This is a genomic window from Neobacillus sp. Fa239, assembly GCF_055395235.1.
This window is the reverse complement of record NZ_AP041612.1, coordinates 167,665-187,253: the sequence shown is the minus strand read 5'-3', so window position 1 is coordinate 187,253 and position 19,589 is coordinate 167,665. Positions and strand designations below refer to the sequence as shown.

Genomic DNA, 19,589 nt, shown 5'->3' with positions numbered 1-19,589 from the left:
TCTATATCCTTCCATTTATTGAGGCAATGAGTGAAAAATATAAACCTACAAAACATCAAATGATTTTATCAGTGTAAATGAAGAAACCTAAAAAAACATCGGCAGGATCAGCGCCGATGTTGGTCCACGAATGGATAAAAAACATCCGTTTTTTCTTGATCATATGACGCAGGCATCGAGCCTGCTTGACGGTTGCTGACGCAACCTTTTGAAAGATTATTCGAGGAAGAATAGAAACATGTAGCTCTTATAATGAGAGGCAAATGTATATATGAATTTTTTTCATATTTGTGATAGTTCGACTTGTTTGGGGCATTGAGCCCCAACAACAGAGCTTCATTTAAGCTGCGCCTAGTTGAAGCATTAAAACCAAAAAATGTTGTAATCCATTTTCTAATGTTAATGAAAGATAATGTTGTTAAACAGTTTGTTAAAATTCTAAGAAATCGACAAAGATTTTACAATCTCTAATCTATAATGAAGTTTCAGCAACTCTATGATTATCCAGAAAGATTTTCCTACATTCATTATAAGGGAGATGTAATAGTGGATTTTTATGAAAACTTACCTACTGATTTTTTAATAGCCTTTTATGATGAAATCATGAAAAACATTAACAAGGGAGTATTATCGAAAAATATGTATTATGAATTAGGTCTAATCATTTCAGTTGCTAGTCAAAGGGGTATCACATTAGGACAACCATGTGACTTCGAACAAAAAGTAGAACAAAAGGATTTGGATGAATTCATTCAAATGGCGTATAAATGTAACGAACTAATGGATATTTCGTATCCGTCTTGTTGACTTTAACGATCGTGATGAAAATCAAAAAAAAATCCTATATTCATCATGTGAAAATACAGGACTTATTATCAAACAATTGAATATTGTTCCTTTTTCCTTTTTTGATACATCGTGATGAGCTCGTCTAATTTCCGGCTGTAACGTAGGGTGTAATCGCTATTTAATCCCGTTTCTTGCGCAATGTGGATCAAATTCTTTCTCATTTGATTGATACTGAGTTTTAATACATCGTCCTCTACACTCATCATCATAACTCCTTGGCCGTTTTGTTAGTGCAAATGTAATTTGTATACACAATATTATGTACGAATTTTCGCATAATTTGAATAGATACGACAAAAATTCCTAAATACTTACAAGATTTAACAGGAAATTTTCTATATTGAGATTTTGGGGTTGCTTAAAGTTGAAAAAGATAACTTTTTAGGAGGCGGCAGCACTACGGACTGATCAGAAAGGAAAAGACGCCTTTCTGTCATTCCGTACGTGTCGCTTTGGCACTAAATGGCCCGATAACCACGGTCTGTACAGCTTGTGCCTACATTCCGTAGGTCCCTGTTCCATTTACGGCAGGCCGCCGTACCAAACGAACCGAAAACCTTTAAAACCTTGGGCTCCTTGCCCAAACCCAGCCAACGGGAGCCCGTTGGATCGCCATATACGCTCGGACTCTATTAATCTCCTTCTTTGTTCTCCTAATTGTAATGTTTGCTCATAATGGCATTCAAGGGTGCTACGCTAGCGCTTCGCAAAGTTTCGTTGAGGTAAAACAAAAAAGGAGTGATTGTGAATGAAAGCAAGTTTTCATGGATTGAAGGTAGATAACTCAAGCTCAGGATATTATGTAGGTAGATACTTTCAGGAAGACGAGGTCACTTGACTTTTGGCGGGAGCACTATGACTGATCAGAAAGGAAAAGCGTCTTTCTGTCATTCCGTAAGTGTCGCTTCCGCATTAAATGGATCGATAACCACAGACTGTACGGCTAACGCCTAAATTCCGTAGTTTCATGTTCCATTTTCGGCTAACACCGCCAAACCGAACGAGCTGAAATTCGGAAAATCAAATGATTAAAAGCTCAAACAAAAGAATAAAAGACAAAAGGAGAGCAGCCGAAAACGGCTGCTTTTATTGAAAGTGAAGAAATTCCATCACGCCATTCTGGGTCATGTTCACATCGGCGGCTGCGAGGGAATCCTCAAGCTTTTCCGACAGCCTGAGGGACCTAAGCTCCCTTTTTCTTAGTCGGTCCTAAATATTGATAATCATTGGGATTGATCGGTTTAAAACCCTTCGGATGATAGAAGCGGAGCAAATCCTGATTTACGACCATATCAGACATCTGCAGTTCATTTTTCACTTTGGCACTGATGTTACTGCATGCGTTTTGGTTTGCAGCCAGAGCCCCCGTAGCCACACTGTAACATTTGCCCTGATTCTGAATCACATCATCGGATGAAACAAAGTCCCCATTTCTAAATGCAATCCAATTGCGGTGCTGTGGGGATAATAGATCGGAACCAAATTCAATGTAATTTTTCGTATCAATTCCAAGAAAATGAAGAAGAGTCGGGCGAACATCAACTTCACCGCCCACTTGGTGCTGCACACCGCCTTTAACGCCTGGAACATGGATGAACAATGGTACCTGCTGAAGATTAGAATCCATTACCGGAGTAATTTTATCCACTCCCAGCATTTTTGCCATAGCAGGGTAGTTGTTGCTGGAAAGTCCGTAATGGTCCCCATAAAGAATTATGACCGACTTATTATACAATCCATCTTTTTTAAGGGAATCAAAGAATTGCTGCAATGCCTCATCCGCATAGTGTGCCGATTGGAGGTACTGATCAACAGCCCAGTCCCCGAAATTTCCTTTTGGAAAATTAGTATCACCCGGGTCAAGCTCAAATGGAAAATGGTTTGACAGGGTGATGAATTTCACATAAAACGGTTGTTTTAAACTTTCGAGCATCGGCATGCTTTCCGAAAAAAACGGCTTGTCCTTCAATCCGAAATTCTTTATATTTGGCGGTGTCATGCTGTAATAAGAGGCGTCAAAAAACTGGTCGTATCCTAAAGCCTTATACATCACATTCCGGTTCCAGAACGTTTTGTAGTTACCATGGAATACGGCAGTCGTATAGCCTTGTTGATTTAAAATGCCCGGAGTCGCCTGATAGGTGTTCTGCGCTTTGCTGATAAACACAGAGCCCTGGTTCAAAGGATAAAGCGAATTTTCCATTAAAAACTCCGCATCGGACGTTTTCCCTTGTCCGGTTTGATGATAAAAATGATCAAAATAAAAGGTATTGCCATCATGGGCCAATGAATCCAAAAAGGGAGTGACAAGTTGTCCGTACGGCATCTTTAAATCAATCAAGAAATTTTGAAATGATTCCATTGAAACAAATATGACGTTCTTCCCCTTCGCTTTCCCAAACAAAGCCGGATTCGGAGGGGTATAGGTTGCGTTTCGGTAATTCTCCACATCTTCTTTAAGATTGCTGCTTGACGCAAAAACACGTTGACTTGCTGATTCAATACTTTGAATGATGTCAAAGATAGTATAATTGTACTCACCCAAATATTTCACAATATAATTTCGGTCAAAGTTGAGCGATAAAAGGTTGGGCCGATCTTTTTCCGCAAGTGTTAGATTTAATAAAAAAATAGTGATTGAAAACATTAGGACGATTTTGTACATTTTACGGCTTTTTACTTTCGCCTGTTTAAACAAGGTGGAGGCAAGTACAATCAGGATAATTGTGTCCGTAAAATAAAAAATATCGGATATTGACATCAAACCTAAAGCACTATCTCCTAATTGCCCGCCGTTCGATTTTGCCTGAAGCAAAACAGGGAGAGTAATAAAATCGTTGAAGAATCGGTAATAAACAATATTGGCATACAATAAAAAAGACAATAAAAATTCGATGCCAATCAAAATCCATTTAAAATACTTTTTAGAAAGGAGAGCAAACCCTAAAAAGAAAAGGGAAGAGCTCAATGGATTCAAAAATAATAAAAACTTTTGCATATTATCGTCCAGTGAAAATTTAAAATCAAGTTGATAAGCGATATACGTTTTTGTCCAGAATAACACCACACTTATGAGAAAAAAAACCAGGTGGTTATGAGTTGTTTTTTTCATATTTTTCTTCTCTCCTGCTAAACACAGTAACTTTATCATTTTATTTTTGTAAAAGAAATTAAAAAAATCAATTACAGAAGGGATAATCTTTTAGTTGTCACACCAAAAAGTATAATTGAATCTATTGATGAAAGCTATTTAAAAACAATCAACACAGCTAAAAATCCCTTCATGTTCTTAAACTCTATTAGTTTTTATATCGTAGGATGATTTCATTTGATTTTTTTAAGGGCAAACCGATTACACTTTGAACACTCATATATAAAACATAGAGAAGTCTTTGCTGTTGCTACTTTAAGTTGAATTTTATTACAATATATTGGAGGTGTGTCTGCTTTTTTATGCTAAAAATTTACCTCTGACTAAAATGATTTTAATATATGATATAGATATGTGTTTCAAAAAGGATGTTTTATGCCTTTTGACAGGGAATTTATGAGTTAAAGCAGTAAGGCAAGACGTACCTAAGGTTTAATTACTCTTGAATATCTGAATGAATTTAAGGTTTATACTTGTATAGCTTCCATGATCATGTAGATAACTTGGGAATGAAAAAAATGATAATTTCGTGGGGGTGTCAGCGTGGGTTCAACTATATCAACTATTATTAATGATTTTAATTTTTTCATGTTTCTACTATTTGCATTAATATATTCAATTAAAATTGTATACATACTTGTTGCATTCAAGGCCAAACTGGACAATAATCCTGGAATGAAGATTGTTCATCCTCGCAAATACGCAGTGATCATTGCAGCTCGAAATGAAGAACTTGTCATCGAAAAACTGATCAAAAGTATAAAAAATCAGAAGTATCCTGAGGAATTGATTGATATTTTCGTTGTAGCAGACAACTGTACTGATAATACAGCACGGTTTGCAGCGGAAGCGGGGGCAATTGTTAGGGAGCGCTACAATAAGACTTTAATTGGAAAAGGGTATGCCCTAGATCATATGTTAAAAATTATTGAAAAGGAATATTCATCCAGAGGGTTTGCAGGATATTTTGTTTTTGATGCCGACAATCTCCTTGATGAGAATTATATAATGGAGATGAACAGAACCTTCAATCAAGGATACAGGGTAATCACCAGTTATAGAAACTCCAAGAACTTCGACCAGAATTGGATTTCGGCAGGTTATTCGCTTTGGTTCCTGCATGAAGCTGAGTATATCAACCTACCAAGAATGGTGCTTAACTCTAGTTGTGCCATATCTGGAACAGGATTTTTGGTACATGCTGATTTGATAAAAGAAAATGGTGGATGGATCCACCATCTCCTTACAGAAGACATCGAGTTTTCCGTTTCTCAGATCATTAAAGGAGAAAAAATCGGATATTGTAGAAGCGCCTTGATCTATGACGAACAGCCAGTCACCCTGGTCCAGTCGTGGCATCAGAGATTACGTTGGGCGAAGGGATTTTACCAAGTATTTGCTAAATACGGAAGGAATCTGATTTTAAGTTTTTTCCGAGAAAAACGTAACAGGTTTTCATGTTACGATATGTTCATAACGATTATGCCATCCATACTCATTACCATAATAAGTATTTTGGTAAATGGATTATTCTACTTAGCCGGTTTATTTCATTTAATTGATGCGAACTTGACTGTTCATGTAATCACAGTGGAAATGTTATATTCCTTTGGCTGGAATTATAGTATATTGTTTATACTTGGTCTAATTACAACTCTAACAGAGTGGAAAAAAATTCATTGTTCTAGTTGGAAAAAAATTGCATATACTATCACTTTTCCGTTTTTTATGATTACCTATATACCTATTTCTGTAGTAGCCCTATTTAAGGATGTTAAATGGAAACCAATTCCTCACACAGTGGTGAAATCTCTTGATGATTTACGATGATGACATGACATGAAATTCCCGGTGTAGCTTATGTTCATTAAAGACGACCTTTCAAGGAATCTTGTGTAAATTTCTCATTCTCGATTAGAAGACGCTAAAAGGTTAAGGAATCTCTAAAATCAAGCGAATTTATACAGTCCAAATTTTCCTGAGGACAGTAGGAAGGCTATCAAAACGTAACTTTAAATCAGACTTTATCCGTCTGATTACAGCGATATTATGCTTAAAGGGGTTCCAGATCGAGGGTTACGTTTCAATTTATGCTAATAGATTTTCATGGGATAGCTGTTGTTATATCTTTTGGAATTCTCTTATCGATTTCATAAGCTTGCGGTCCCGTTACTCCAATTTCTCATCTATGTATTTCTGCTGCTGACCTATCTTTTTCATTAGTCTTTTAAGTAAAACATTTTGCTGATTAATCCTCTCTTTAAGTTCATTTATATCATCTTTATGACGTTTGATTTCTTCTTATTTATCCATACTACGGACCGACATATTGTATTGTTCAAACCATGTCATTACAGCATATGCTGCCTGTTCTAATGTCATGGCAGGTGATCCTTTAATTTCAATTAATATCTTGGATACTCAAACATCTTTTTCAACATACACTCTTTTTCCTCTGTCGTTTTTAGCAAAATGGTATCCAACGTCGTTTAAAATAATGGCATAACTGCGTAAAGTGGATTCTTTTATTTTGAGAAACTTACAAACATCACTATGACTCATAATTTGGTGGTACAGTGGATTGCAAAAATCCAATCCACAATAAATTAATTAATAATTAATAATTGATTAAGACGATGTTTAGACTTATTGTCTAATATTAATCTGTTACATAATTTTCTATGAAGGAGGAAAGAAGATGAAAAAGAAAGTTCTTACAGTCGTTGGAATAAGTAGCTTGTTAATGGCAGGAGGTGTGTTATCGGCATCAGCTTCAGGAAACGGCTATCAACTTTTCAAGGATTCGGTTAAAAAAACGCAAACTTTAACAAACTTTACTTCACATGTTCAGGCATCATTTACTGATAATGGTAAAAATATTTACTCGGTTAATTCTCTGAGTTCAGAAAATTTACCTGCCCATGAAGGAAGCAGTAGTGTAAGGGTAACAAATGGTGGTAAAACCACAAATGTAAACTATTATTCCCAAAATCATGAGACGATTATAAAAAGTACTAATGACGCTAACTATTATGTTCGTCAGGGACATGCAGAAAAAAATAATCAACAAAAAAATGAAAATCATGAAGGCCACAAGCTTTCTCCTCAAATGCAAAAGGATGTAGAAGCAATTTTTGATGCCATTACGACAAATTATCAGGATAAAATTACTGCTGTTAAATCAGGAGATCATACAAACCTTTCATTTGAGCTTACCAAAGATCAAGTACCAGCAATTGGTCAAGCGGTTGTATCATTCTTTTTGAAAAATATCGACCAAAATAAGGAGCATTTTGGGCACCGTGAATTCGGTTCTTTAAATATGGCCGATTTGAAACCGATACTTCCACAGCTAACCAGCAGCATTACAGTCAATAAAGTTGACCTTAACGGAATCGTGGATAAAAACAATTACTTAGTAGAACAAGATGCAACCATCTACGTATCTGGTAAAGATGCAAAAGGAACAGTGCACAATCTTGTTTTCTCAATTAAAAATCAATTTGATCAAATAAATAGTTCAAAAGTAGACTTAATTGATTTAAAAGGCAAAAAAGTTGTTACTGTTCAAAATAAATTTGAACGTCACGAAGATTAAGTTTAGTTTTATTTAAATATATCGATTGAGAGATGATCAATCAAATAAGGCAGAGAATTTTCTCTGCCTTTAATATGAGATTAAAGAGAAAGCAATTAATAAACCCAAGTAAAACAAAAATCAATATTTGGGTCAAGATTGGAGTGAAAATATGTGAAAGTTCTAGAGATTAAAAACGTGACAAAGCGATTTAAAAATGGAAGAGGCGTGGATAACATTAGTTTTTCTGTCCAAAAGGGTGAAATTTTTGGATTATTAGGCCCAAATGGAGCGGGGAAAACAACCTTAATGAAATGTATTGTTTCCTTATGTCAGCCAGATAATGGACAAATATATATAAACGGTCATAATGTCCTGGAACACTTTGAACAAGCGATGGAGTCAGTAGGAACACTCATCAGCGGTGTAGAAGCATTTGATTATCTAACTGCCTATGAAAACCTTATTCTTGCAGCTAGATTATATCCAAACCTTGGATTGTCAAGGATTGATGAAGTACTCAAATGGGTTGGCATGGAATCTCATAAGAATGAAAAAGTCAAATCTTTTTCAACAGGAATGCGCCAGCGCTTATATTTAGCAGCTGCTTTACTATCTAAACCAACCTTGGTTATTTTAGATGAACCAACAAATGGTCTTGATATTGAAGGGAAACTGGATTTTCTGGATCTGATAAGCCGTTTAGCTAATAACGAGGGGGTCACATTTATTCTTTCTACTCATTTGATTGATGAGGTTGAACGACTATGTGATCGAATTGCCATTCTCTCAAAGGGTAAAATCATTGGAGAAGTTGCAAAAAATGAATTAGCTTATGGTCAATCGTTTGAATCTTATTATATTGACTGTACCCGTAGAGGGAAGGAAGTGGAACAATATGCTGAATTTAAAAAATGAATGGAATAAATTATTGCGTAAACGATCGACTGTCGTGCTATTATGCCTATCAGCATTATTTCCATTAGCAGTCGGACCGGCTATTCAAATGCTCCAAAACAGATTTGGTTTTACAGCATTCGATGGGGAAAGCTTTCCGCTTGTCATTTTAAGTTTAGCTGTTTCCTTTTATTTACCATTGTTATTGGCGTTAGGTGTCAGTGATATGTTTGCTGGAGAACAAGAACAAAAAACTCTAGCCTTTCTTCTCGTACGTCCTATTTCAAGGTTTAAACTTTTTTCTTCAAAAATCGCTTGTACCGGTATTTATTTACTTGTTCTTTTACTCATTATTTGTCTTTCGTCTCTTATAACAGGAGCAATCTGGCTGGAGAATCTTACTTTCCATGGGTTGTTTCTTGGAATATCAGCGTTTTTATTATCATGGTTTCCTTTAATGGCAATAGGTGTTCTTTTAGTCTTTCTTGTTCAGTGGTTTGGTTCAAGCAGCAAAGCCTTAACCTTTTCTATTCTTCTATACGTTGTTATAGTTTTATTGAACTATCTATTTCCAGCAATCGCGCAGTGGTTGCCTGCTTATGATATTGATTGGTATCAACGTTGGATTAATAGCGGATTTAACCGAGTGATTATGGGCAGAACGGTTTATCTTTTATCTTTTTGTGTATTGTTCTTTATTTTAGGCTACTATAGGTTTAGTCAGAAAGAATATTAAAGAAAGTTTTAAATTAGATCTCCATTCGTTTAAGTCTTCAATTATCCTACCTCAAAATGGGTCTAATACCCATTTTTTTGTTGTACTAAAGGACAGCTTTGTTTAACATTAAAAGATAACCTGAAAGTTCTTCGACTTCCAGAAACCGGCTAAATAAAGTGATGAACCTTCCTGAGCCCTTATAACTTACATTGTTCTCTAATATAATAATTAAAGTAGAGAAAGAAACTGTTTCAGCAGTCTATTTTTCTTGATCTTTAATAAGTTAATGGGGGTTTGGCAGCGATTCCTTTATTTGCTGTACTAACTTTGGAAGTTAGTTCAACAAGAAATAATAATTTAGGTCTTCAACATTCTGGCGCGATGCTTCAATCGCGAAGGATCGATTTTCCTTATTCAAGAAAATGGAAGGATAGCATTCCTTTAGATGCTATTTTCGACTTTGGAAAAAATAGGACTCCTCAGTAAGATATGAGTATAGACACCACTCTAACTCAACTTGAACCCTTGCAGCCAGAGGTAGCGAGGTTATTGGACTAGAGCCAGCCGAAGCGTCACTAAAGGTGACTAAAACAAAAAATTAGTCTGATCATGTTAAATGGATTCACGGTAGTGCACTGGAACTTCCACCATTGAAGGTTGACCTTGTAACGATGACTGCTAACGTTGCTCAAGTCTTTCAGACCGAAGAAGAGTGGAAAGAGGCTCTGCTTGCGATTAGGAATGTATTGCGTCCAAGTGGACGATTGGTGTTTGAAACACGGAAACCTGAATCACAAGCGTGGCAAAAATGGGACAGGGAGAACACCTACCAGCGGGTTGATGTAACTGATGTTCAAGACTCCTTGGTGTCTTTCAGATGGACTTATGTTTTCGAGAACGATGGTGCCATAATCGCGTCCGACTCCACGTTGCGGATTAGGAGTCTTAAGGAAATTACCAAATCTCTTAGGGAAGTAGGACTGCCTGTAGAAAATGTAAGAGAAGCCCCTGACCGTCCAGGACGGGAGTACGTTTTTATTGCACGTCGCCAGACTGATGTATATTGATAAGAAAACAAAATCATTTGTTGTAAATAAGGTGACGAGTTGGTGCGAGTTTTCAATGGTCGCAATTTTTTCGAAAAGCAAGATTGTGAAACATTGTACTTAAACAAACGGGTAGCGATTGTTCAATAAGAGCAGTCGCTTTTCTTGTTCCACTAAATGAGCAGGGTACTTGAAGAAGGATATTGAATATTTAACTTATAATACTGCTATCTTTACTGAGGTGATGATATGAGATTTACTTATTATCGAAATCTTAATAAAAACGAAAAGTATGCGACAACTAAAAAACAAGTTAAATCAAATCTCTCTAATTATGAAAATTTAACTGTTGTATTTGGTTTAAGAAGAGTATTTAAACTTGATACCAGATGCTCAAATATGCTTAATATCAAAGGAATAGTTGTTGCTTCTGCTTATTGTAACAGAGATAAAACAATAGGTGTTTCGTTCTTTCCAATACCTCAATATGACTATGCTGAACAAGCATACGAAGAATTCAATAACGCAATTTTTCCTCAAATAAAAAAATGGATATAAGAACAAGTAGCAAAACCAGATACAGCAATCTTAGGAGTTGAAGAATTAATAATCGAATGGAGTGAAAAGAATCATTTGTTTCATAATGTGAGGTTTCTATAATAACCCTCAAAAGTTATGCTGAAACGAGAGCTTCTTCCGTTGCAATTTCCTCATTTAGATCCAAACAGCCTTAAGGCTGCATTTCTTCTTTAGAAATCATGACTTTAAAGAATTCGTTCAAAAATATAAAGACCTTACTTCGAGCGGCAGCACTATAGACTGATCAGAAAGCAATGTACACTTTCTGTCATTCTGTACGTGTCGCTTTGGCACTAATGGCCCGATAACCACGGTCTGTACGGCTAACGCCTACATTCCGTAGGCTCCTGTTCCATATACGGCAGGCTGCCGTACCAAACGAGCCTACTGATCCTAAAACCGTCGTCTTAGGTTTTGTAACGTTTCTAAGGTAGAGAGTGCCTGTTTCTCCATACGCAATCCGACAGCTATAATAAGACTTTCGACAACTGCGGTAGGAGCAACCATGGAATGAAACTCCCACAGTTGACCGCGGCATACGTAAAGTACTATAGAGGCTTGATCGTTCACGTCGGAAATCAACCGGTCCGTGATCATGATGGTTGTACATTTCAATTCCCCAGCATAATCGAGAATATCTTGACACTCCGGGGCGATTTTATGAAAGCCGAACATTACAATCACATCATCAGACGTAAGTTGCAGCAACGCTTCGTACACTTCTGCCCCACTCTTTGGCATGTTCTGAATACTAACACCGAACCGGTTCAGGCGAAATTGGAGTAAGCGCCCGAGCCCTTCTGATGGACCCGGAGCGAATACATAAATTTTCCTCGCCTGAGATATTGCTTCCGCAGCAAGGTTAAAACTGTCTCTATCCAACTTATAGGAAGTATCTTGCAAATAACCGGCCGTCCGTTCCAGCATATCTCCCAGAAGATCCTCATTTGAAATTTTATTGAATACTTCATTCATTTTTTTGGCTGGGGTAATTGCCTCCATCTTACTCAGACTCAGCTTAAATTCCTTCAAATTCTCGTATCCAACTGCCTGCCAAAAACGTGACACGGAGGCAATACTCGTTGGAACCTCAGCGGCGATATCTTTTTCATTCATAAAGGGCAGCCGATCATAATTCTTTTGGATATAATCAGCGATATTTTTCTGCGTTGCAGATAATTTGCGAATATCCCCATTAAATAAGCCTGCCAATGGTCTCCTCCTCATTGTTTTAAATAATCATTTCCTTGAACCTATTATAGTTCAACTCAACCGAAGTACCTAGATATATGAAAAAAAAATATCATATTTCAATTTATGTAGTTTTTTTTACACAAACTCAACATCTATATAACATTCCGTTAAAATTTCGAGTTTACAATAAAGCTCATTAAAGGAAATCATTTCGATGGATGAGCGGTTCATTTGGGAGGATGGTAATTTTAAAAAATATCATTATCATTTCTATAATTTTAAAAAAGGAGGAGGTATGGAGATGGGCCAGGTTAGTAACGATATTAGAAAATTCCTTTAAAAAAAATGGATGGATTCTTGATCTCGGATACGGGTCTGGGAAAATCGAGAAGCTCATATTTGAACGTATACCACAGGCAAAGATTGTAGGAGTGGATCATTCTGATGCCATGATGAATTTGGCGGAGCAACGACTTACTCAATATGAAAATCAATTTGTTTCGGTAAAGTGGGACTTAGCCAATATCGATGATATAAAATTGCCTCCGCATAAATATCAACATGTACTTGCAAGTCAGTCCCTGCACCATCTTTCAAAAACAGAAATGCAAGCAGTCTACAGAAAAATTTATGAAGTTTTAGAGCCAGGTGGTTTATTCCTTCTATTGGACAGGATTCTTGTCGAAACCTCTAATTTGTGGGGGGTGTTTCACACAGTCTGGCATCGCCAAGACCGCCTATATGGGTCTGAAGTGGCAAATCATGAAGGTGCTGACTTTGAGGAACATGAAAAAAAAGTACGGGAACGAGGAGATTTCCCTGTATTACTAGATGTACATCTGAAGTGGCTGCGCGAAATTGGATTTGAAGCCGCATGCATACATACACATGGCAATAGAGCACTAATGGTGGGAATAAAACCTTATTGAATGTAAGAAATAGCGCAAATGACTTATAAATAATTATTGTTGGATTTTTCATCATTCCGTTATAGGAATCTATTAATCTATAAAAAGATTATTGGAATGTTATCAAGCTGATTAGTTACTTTCGTGTATTGAAACGCAAAACAAATTCTTAATTGAATATTAAAATTCAGGAGGAAATCACTTTGAAAAATTTCAAAAGAATCATCCAACTTGGCGCTTTAACCACATCAATGATGGTAGTGGCTGCAGGGTGCGGCACACAAACACAACAATCGGCTTCTACAGGAACAGCAGGAAAAACAGCAGCGAAAGATAAAGAATTGGTCTTTTATTCAGCAGAAGGATTCGATCAGGATATTGCCACAGCCTTTGAAAAGAAAACAGGAATCAAAGTGAAATTAATAGATGACTCAACTGGTCCGCTTTTAGCCAAAATGCAAGCCGAAAAGGCAAATCCACAGTGGGATGTGGCATGGTTTGATGGTCCTTCTAATATGCAGGGTCTAGATGACCAGGGAATGCTTTACAAAGACTATGTACCAGCAGGGACTGCTCAATATACTGATTTAGGCAAAAAAATGTTCCCTAGCGATCATGCGTATTTTCCTGTAACGGCTACGGCTGCCGGGGCCATTGCTTACAATACGAAACTAGTAAAAGAATCTGAACTGCCAAAAGACTGGTCTGATCTATTAAAACCTGAATACAAAGGCCAAATCGCCATGAATAACCCTAGTATTTCAGGTCCAACCTATTCAACAGTTCTTGGATTGATGAATTTACAAGGCGGCATTTCCCAAGGGGAGGATTTCTTCACAAAATTAAAGGCAAATAGCTTACAGGTATTTGACTCGAACGGTCCAACTTTAACCAATTTAAGTAAAGGTAATGTCAAATTTGCCATTGCTCAGGACTCTGCCATTATTGATAGAATCAATAAAAAAGAACCTATTAATATCATATATCCTACTTCTGGGGTAACGACCTTAACAAGCAATATCGCAATCGACGCAAAGGCTCCGCATTTACAAGCAGCCAAGGAATTTGTTGATTTTGTTATAAGTGCTGAAGCCATCAAATTAGGTACTACTATTGATGGAGGAGATTCAAATTTTATCTCGCTCATTCAAGATGCGCCTGCAAAACAAGGAATCCGTCCGGATACAGTGAAGTGGAATGAGGAGGATCCGATTCAGGGCGCTCAGCACGAGAATGACATTAAGCAGTGGTTCACACAGAACATTGTTCAAAAGTAAGCGGACAAGCGGACGTTTCCAATACCCAATTCTGACCTGGCCTAGCATACTCGTGCTGCTATGCCTGGTCGTTTACCCATTGGGTTCTATCCTGCTGCAAAGCGTGTTCCCTGAACTGTTCGACAAGGGGTTTCATGCATTTTCATTCCAGTCCTTCGGTGGAATCTTGAAAGACAACTATACGTACCGTTCGATTGTGGATGCTTTCTTATTCGGTGGAGCAACAGCATTGCTTGCAGCCATCATGGGGACGTTTTTCGCGGTCGCCGTGCACCGGAAATGGGTATATGGGGGCAAAATCGTCAGCTTGTTCATTTGGATTATTTTTTTTACTCCGTCCTATTTAGTAGCAGAAGGCTGGGTCTTAACGCTGCAGGACAAAGGGGTAATATGCGAATTGCTCCACCTGCCCGATGGAACCTTCAAATGGTTTTTTACACCTGTCGGTCTGATTGCTGCGATGTCCTTTCGGTTGTTTCCCGTTGTCTACCTGTCGGTTCGCTCGGGGCTTGAACGCTTGGGGGCCGATTTCGAAGAGGCTGCAAGAACACAAGGAGCCTCCGTATTCCGTGTTTGGATGAAAATTATCATCCCGCTTTTGTTTCCTGCCATCTTGGCTGGGGCTACATTGTCATTTGCTGAATCGGTCAGTGATTTTGGATTTGCCTCCGCCATGGTTCCACAGGCGCATATTCCGATGCTAACCTATTCGATTTATACGGCTCTCAGTCAAATGCCGGTTAATTACTCACAGGTCGGTGCCTTATCTTTTGTCCTAATCGCGGTTATTGCTCTTTCGCTATGGGTTCAGAAGTGGATTCTAGGAAGAGGCTCCTACAGTGTGATTCAAAACCAAATCAGACCTTATCGCATGGAGCGTTCTCCTTCAACGGTATGTACGGCAGTGGCTTTCCTTCTCCTGATCCTTGTATATGTGTTACCGATTAGCGGAGAGGTCATCACATCATTTTTTAAAAATTCTAGTGATGGGTTCATGGCATCGAACTTTACACTCACCCATTACCAAAGTGCGATCCAAAGCGGAAGTGATTCCTCTTCGGCGATCCTGCGTTCACTTTGTTTGGCATCCTTAACAGCACTGACAGTGACCATTTTAGGGATTGGGTTAGCGTTTGCCATTCATCACAAGTCAGGAATCGAGACAAAGATTCTCTCCGGTTTAACGATGTCCACGCTTGCGATTCCGGGAATCGTCTTGGCTGCTGGTTTTGTGTTTGCTTATAATGCGCCGTATTTGATTCCTTTCCATTTAAATTTTTACGGAACGTTATTTTGTTTGTATCTAGCCTATGTGGCGGGCTCTTTGCCGAACTCGATCCGCTTGCAAATGGCAGCCATAACTCAAGTCAGTCCGACTTTATTGCAGGCTGGACAGATCCACGGTGCAGGTCTATTCCGTGTTTTCCGAAAGATTCTGTTCCCGTTAATAGCAAGTACTTCCATTTCAACACTGTTTCTGATTTTCAGCCATATCATGTTTGAGCTGCCTTCATCGGAGCTTTTGTATCCACCGGCTGAGACGGTGCTTCCAGTTGTGATTACCAAGTCTTACACAGAATTTAAAATTGAAGATGGAGCAGCGCTTACCGTTTTATCGATTGGGCTTGTGCTAGCTTGCTATGGACTCGGACAGCTCATCATCTATGCTTGGAAACAAATCAGTAAGAAGCTTTCACTATGTGCCATTGATTTGCAGCATGTTCCAGCGGAACCAGCATACCCTAAACAAAAGGAAAGAGAAATTGCCGAATGAGCTTAGAATTACAATCTGTTCAAAAACACTATGCTGATAAACCCGTCTTACACGGGATAAATCTATCGATTGAAAAAGGAACCTTTTTAGCACTGCTTGGTCCATCGGGCTGTGGCAAAACCACTTTGCTTCAATCGATCGCTGGTCTTACATCCATTGATAAAGGAAAAATTATTATCGATGGAAAGATTGTATCCGAGCCCGGAAACGAGGTTCCGATTGAAAAAAGGGAAATTGGGATGGTGTTCCAGGACTTTGCCCTGTGGCCCCATATGAATGTGTTTGAGATTGTCTCCTTTGGTCTCAAGTTAAGGGGGATAAAGGGCCATGCGTTAAAACGACGTGTCATCGATACCCTATCCATTTTTCACATGGAAGAGTATTTGACCCGATATCCCCATGAATTGTCCGGGGGGCAAAAACAACGGATTGCTATGGCTCGTGCCATTGCGCCCAATCCTCTCTTGATATTAATGGATGAACCGCTATCCGCTCTCGATACGGCACTGCGTGAAGAAATGCGAGTGGAATTGGTGCGAATTTTTAAACAATTAAATATGACCGTCATTTATGTCACCCATGACCAGGGAGAGGCCATGAGTATGGCCGATCAAATTGCTATTTTAAAAGACGGGGAAATTGAACAAATCGGGACACCCGAAACACTTTATCGAGAACCCGTTTCTGAATATGTCGCAAAATTTATGGGTCGTGCCAATATCATTTATAAAAAGGGAAAATCATTTTCTACCTTTATCCGGCCGGATGATGTTCGTATTTTATCTGATGAGGAGGAAGGAGCTTTAGGGGAGGTAATGGTTCGAACCTATCTGGGCAGCCATTATCGATACCTTGTCAATTTGCAGGGATATCAGGAACCAATTGAAGTCACCCATCCGAAAAAAATTGAAATTGGTACATCCGTGAAAATCGAAATCCCTGTGGAAAAGTGCAGGATATTAGAGCCTATCTATTAAAAACAGGAGAGGTGCCATTCATGATTTTTGAATCTTACGCGGTATTAGCTAGTTTTCTAGGAACTAGTGTTGAGTTTATTGAAGCATTAACGATTATATTAGCTGTTGGTACGATTAGGGGCTGGAAAAGTTCCTTATCCGGTGCAGCTGCGGCTATTATCATTTTAATTATATTAGTAGCTGGAATCGGTACGTCGCTTGTCCAAATTGTTCATATTTTCTGGGTGCAGCTTCTTGTCGGTCTTTTTATGCTACTGTTTGGAATCCGTTGGCTGAGGAAAGCCATCTTGCGTTATTCAGGCCTAAAAGCGATTCATGACGAAGCGGAAAGCTATCAAAGTGAGCTCGAACGCCAGAAAAACGCGGGGAAAGTAGGCAATGGAATTGATTCCTTCGGATTTATGACTTCCCTAAGCATTACCTTTTTAGAGGGAATGGAAGCAATTTTTATCGTCATTACATTAGGAACCAGTTCAACGAAATCTGGGTTGATGCAAAATACCATTATTGGCGCACTAGTTGCGGTAGTCGTTGTATTATTGGCAGGTTTATTGCTGCGTCAGCCTCTAACGAAAATACCTGAAAATACCATGAAGTTTATTGTCGGTGTGATGCTTACTAGTTTCGGATCTTTTTGGGTAGGAGAAGCCTTTCAGGTTGACTGGCCACAGGAGGATCTGTCTGTTGTCTATATGTCAGCGACATTATTGATTTTCTCCTTGCTGACTGTCCGTTATATCAAAAGTAAACTTCAACAAGTGAAAGGAGGAAAACAGAATGAAAGTACTTTCAACGATGTGGGGATTAATCGTTGATGATGGAAGGTTAGCATCCATTTTGATCGGCTGTCTGGTGATTTCCTGGTTGTTATCGCTAGCTGGCCAGACTTTCATCGCCGCATTCGTCATTTGGGCAGGGCTATTGATATCTTTATGGGTCTCCATTCAGTATCAGCTGAAGTTGAAGCTATCTAAAGGGAAAAATTAAGACATACTGCTGTTGTCCGGTTTGGATGGCAGCTTTTGTATTTTATAAGGTTAAGAAATTGATTGTTATTCTCACCTAAAGGGGATTTATTTTTCGAAGTCGTTAGAATCAAACAAGAAATTAAGGAATCCTCTGAACCGTTTGTATAGTATGCTGTTCATTCACCAGAAGATGCCCAAAAATTACGGCCTCTTACATTTGGATGAAGACCGTGATAGATTCTTGTTACGATGCTTAAACGGATAAAAAACATCCGTTTTTTCTTGATTATTGGACGCAAGCATCGAACATGTTTGACGGTTGCTGAGGCACCCTTTGAAAGATTACTCGAGGAGGAAAAAACGTTTGGTTCTTATAATGGAAGTGTTTTCGGTGTCATCACAGGCATTTTAGTTGGAGTTTTAGGAATTCCCGCAATTCCTAAACCATGCTAAACCAAAGTTATAAATAAACAAATGAGGAGGCGATTCTTCAATAAGGAAGGATCACTTTTCTTATTTGATTATAGGGCTGGTTACTCTTTAATAAAACTTTTTTATTATTCTTACTTGACAGTTTGGTTAAAAAATTTGCTTTTTAAGAGGGTACTACTTTTGATTAAGATGAGTTGAAATTTTTTAACCCAAAAAGAGCAAACCAGACGGTCTGCTCCTATTCTTATTAGTTTAAAGAATTATGCTGTAATATTTAACTTTTGTTTCAATGCTTTTCTTCTAGTTAAATAGCGAGCTGCAAAATATGAACCTAACACGTAAATTACAGCAACAGCTTGTAAAGATAACGTTTCTGCAGTTGGGAATAAACAGAACCATACTCCAGCCCAATCAGGGATAGGAAGGTTGAGTGTAGTTGTACCAATCCATCCTGCCAATTGCATTTCTTGAACTGTTTCGCCCACCATTACAGCAAGTACTACAACTAAAAGCCCACCTGTGAATACCAACATTTTTTTATAAGGGAGTCGTTGATGGGCTAAAAATGTTAGAACTCCCACAACCATTGTTAACGCTAACCCAATTAGTGCTCCTTGTAAGATAACTTCAGAACCTACTTTTAACCTTAAATTTTGAAGGAAGAGAACCACTTCAAATCCCTCACGATATACTGATGTAAGACCAAGTAGGAAAAGAGACCAAAATGTATTCTTCTCGACTCCTTCAATGTTATTACCAGTTATTTTTTGTTTTTTTCGATTATGAAGGTTAATCCACCCTTGCCAGTAAATCTTATGAAAGAACCAGTTCATTATTATACATAAAACAATAACAGCCAGAAGTCCTGTTCCAGCTTGGATATTTAGCTCCGATGTATTTACAGAAGCAATGATGGCAACCACAATAAACCACGTTACAATTGTAGCTAAAAAGGATACCCCTGCTCCCGCAGAGATTGGCTTCCAATAGTTATCTTGCTTCTTTTTAACTAACCCTGAGATGATCGCTGATAATACTAAAATAGCCTCTAATCCTTCCCGAAAGATAAGGATAGCTGTATTTATAATGGCAGCACCTGGGGTTATGTTTTTGGCGGTAGGATCAGGATTTCCATGATAACTCATTCCCTGCCATACAATAACTCCTATTACCACCAGTAACGAAACAGTGATAAGTAAATTTTTGAGATTAAAAATTCTCCTTAACATTACAATCGCTCCT

The 19,589-nt window shown here is 38.2% G+C and carries 18 protein-coding genes; 14 read left to right on the top strand and 4 right to left on the bottom strand.

The window, feature by feature from the left end; translation table 11 throughout:
• Positions 1-546: 546 nt before the first annotated feature.
• The gene (locus tag ACZ5XR_RS29230; protein WP_464502804.1) at positions 547-807 is read left to right on the top strand and encodes a hypothetical protein; all 261 of its coding nucleotides are present in this window, start codon (positions 547-549) and stop codon (positions 805-807) included.
• A gap of 68 nt (positions 808-875) precedes the next feature.
• On the opposite strand, the gene ACZ5XR_RS29225 is transcribed toward ACZ5XR_RS29230, so the two are convergent.
• On the bottom strand, positions 876-1,058 hold the full coding sequence (locus ACZ5XR_RS29225; protein WP_464502803.1) for an aspartyl-phosphate phosphatase Spo0E family protein: 183 nt from the start codon (positions 1,056-1,058) through the stop codon (positions 876-878).
• Between the two features lie 974 nt (positions 1,059-2,032).
• Positions 2,033-3,961, bottom strand: a complete 1,929-nt coding sequence (locus ACZ5XR_RS29220) for an LTA synthase family protein (protein ID WP_464502802.1) — start codon at positions 3,959-3,961, stop codon at positions 2,033-2,035.
• A gap of 582 nt (positions 3,962-4,543) precedes the next feature.
• On the opposite strand from ACZ5XR_RS29220, the gene ACZ5XR_RS29215 reads away from it, so the two are divergent.
• The 6 genes from ACZ5XR_RS29215 to ACZ5XR_RS29190 all read left to right on the top strand — a co-directional run bounded on the left by ACZ5XR_RS29215 (position 4,544) and on the right by ACZ5XR_RS29190 (position 10,796).
• Positions 4,544-5,830, top strand: coding sequence for a glycosyltransferase family 2 protein (locus ACZ5XR_RS29215; protein WP_464502801.1), 1,287 nt, complete (start codon positions 4,544-4,546; stop codon positions 5,828-5,830).
• 868 nt (positions 5,831-6,698) lie between these two features.
• Positions 6,699-7,598, top strand: a complete 900-nt coding sequence (locus tag ACZ5XR_RS29210; RefSeq protein ID WP_464502800.1) for a hypothetical protein — start codon at positions 6,699-6,701, stop codon at positions 7,596-7,598.
• Positions 7,599-7,751: 153 nt separating this feature from the next.
• Positions 7,752-8,495, top strand: a complete 744-nt coding sequence (locus ACZ5XR_RS29205; protein ID WP_464502799.1) for an ABC transporter ATP-binding protein — start codon at positions 7,752-7,754, stop codon at positions 8,493-8,495.
• A complete protein-coding gene (locus ACZ5XR_RS29200) occupies positions 8,476-9,210 on the top strand; it encodes an ABC transporter permease (protein WP_464502798.1) in 735 nt (244 codons plus the stop codon). The genes ACZ5XR_RS29205 and ACZ5XR_RS29200 overlap by 20 nt, the downstream gene beginning before the upstream one ends.
• A 653-nt stretch (positions 9,211-9,863) precedes the next feature.
• On the top strand, positions 9,864-10,259 hold the full coding sequence (locus tag ACZ5XR_RS29195) for a hypothetical protein (protein WP_464502797.1): 396 nt from the start codon (positions 9,864-9,866) through the stop codon (positions 10,257-10,259).
• Positions 10,260-10,487: 228 nt separating this feature from the next.
• Positions 10,488-10,796, top strand: a complete 309-nt coding sequence (locus tag ACZ5XR_RS29190) for a hypothetical protein (protein WP_464502796.1) — start codon at positions 10,488-10,490, stop codon at positions 10,794-10,796.
• A 414-nt stretch (positions 10,797-11,210) separates the two neighbouring features.
• Here the strand turns inward: ACZ5XR_RS29190 and ACZ5XR_RS29185 are convergent, their stop codons facing one another.
• Positions 11,211-12,029 carry a MurR/RpiR family transcriptional regulator gene (locus ACZ5XR_RS29185; protein WP_464502795.1) on the bottom strand — a complete coding sequence of 273 codons (819 nt, stop codon included), beginning with the start codon at positions 12,027-12,029 and terminating at the stop codon, positions 11,211-11,213.
• Positions 12,030-12,250: 221 nt separating this feature from the next.
• Between ACZ5XR_RS29185 and ACZ5XR_RS29180 the strand changes: the two genes are divergently transcribed.
• The 7 genes from ACZ5XR_RS29180 to ACZ5XR_RS29150 all read left to right on the top strand — a co-directional run bounded on the left by ACZ5XR_RS29180 (position 12,251) and on the right by ACZ5XR_RS29150 (position 18,368).
• The gene (locus ACZ5XR_RS29180; RefSeq protein WP_464502794.1) at positions 12,251-12,940 is read left to right on the top strand and encodes a class I SAM-dependent methyltransferase; all 690 of its coding nucleotides are present in this window, start codon (positions 12,251-12,253) and stop codon (positions 12,938-12,940) included.
• A gap of 182 nt (positions 12,941-13,122) precedes the next feature.
• A complete protein-coding gene (locus tag ACZ5XR_RS29175; RefSeq protein ID WP_464502793.1) occupies positions 13,123-14,196 on the top strand; it encodes an ABC transporter substrate-binding protein in 1,074 nt (357 codons plus the stop codon).
• Positions 14,153-15,970, top strand: coding sequence for an ABC transporter permease (locus ACZ5XR_RS29170; RefSeq protein WP_464502792.1), 1,818 nt, complete (start codon positions 14,153-14,155; stop codon positions 15,968-15,970). Before ACZ5XR_RS29175 ends, ACZ5XR_RS29170 begins: the two co-directional genes overlap by 44 nt.
• Positions 15,967-16,947, top strand: a complete 981-nt coding sequence (locus ACZ5XR_RS29165; RefSeq protein ID WP_464502791.1) for an ABC transporter ATP-binding protein — start codon at positions 15,967-15,969, stop codon at positions 16,945-16,947. Before ACZ5XR_RS29170 ends, ACZ5XR_RS29165 begins: the two co-directional genes overlap by 4 nt.
• 20 nt (positions 16,948-16,967) lie before the next feature.
• Positions 16,968-17,762 carry a COG4280 domain-containing protein gene (locus ACZ5XR_RS29160; protein WP_464502790.1) on the top strand — a complete coding sequence of 265 codons (795 nt, stop codon included), beginning with the start codon at positions 16,968-16,970 and terminating at the stop codon, positions 17,760-17,762.
• Positions 17,725-17,934, top strand: a complete 210-nt coding sequence (locus ACZ5XR_RS29155; RefSeq protein ID WP_464502789.1) for a hypothetical protein — start codon at positions 17,725-17,727, stop codon at positions 17,932-17,934. The genes ACZ5XR_RS29160 and ACZ5XR_RS29155 overlap by 38 nt, the downstream gene beginning before the upstream one ends.
• Before the next feature lie 230 nt (positions 17,935-18,164).
• Positions 18,165-18,368: a hypothetical protein gene (locus ACZ5XR_RS29150; protein ID WP_464502788.1), complete on the top strand. Its 204-nt coding sequence runs from the start codon at positions 18,165-18,167 to the stop codon at positions 18,366-18,368.
• Positions 18,369-18,607: 239 nt separating this feature from the next.
• On the opposite strand, the gene ACZ5XR_RS29145 is transcribed toward ACZ5XR_RS29150, so the two are convergent.
• On the bottom strand, positions 18,608-19,576 hold the full coding sequence (locus tag ACZ5XR_RS29145) for an FTR1 family iron permease (RefSeq protein ID WP_464502787.1): 969 nt from the start codon (positions 19,574-19,576) through the stop codon (positions 18,608-18,610).
• Positions 19,577-19,589 lie beyond the last annotated feature (13 nt).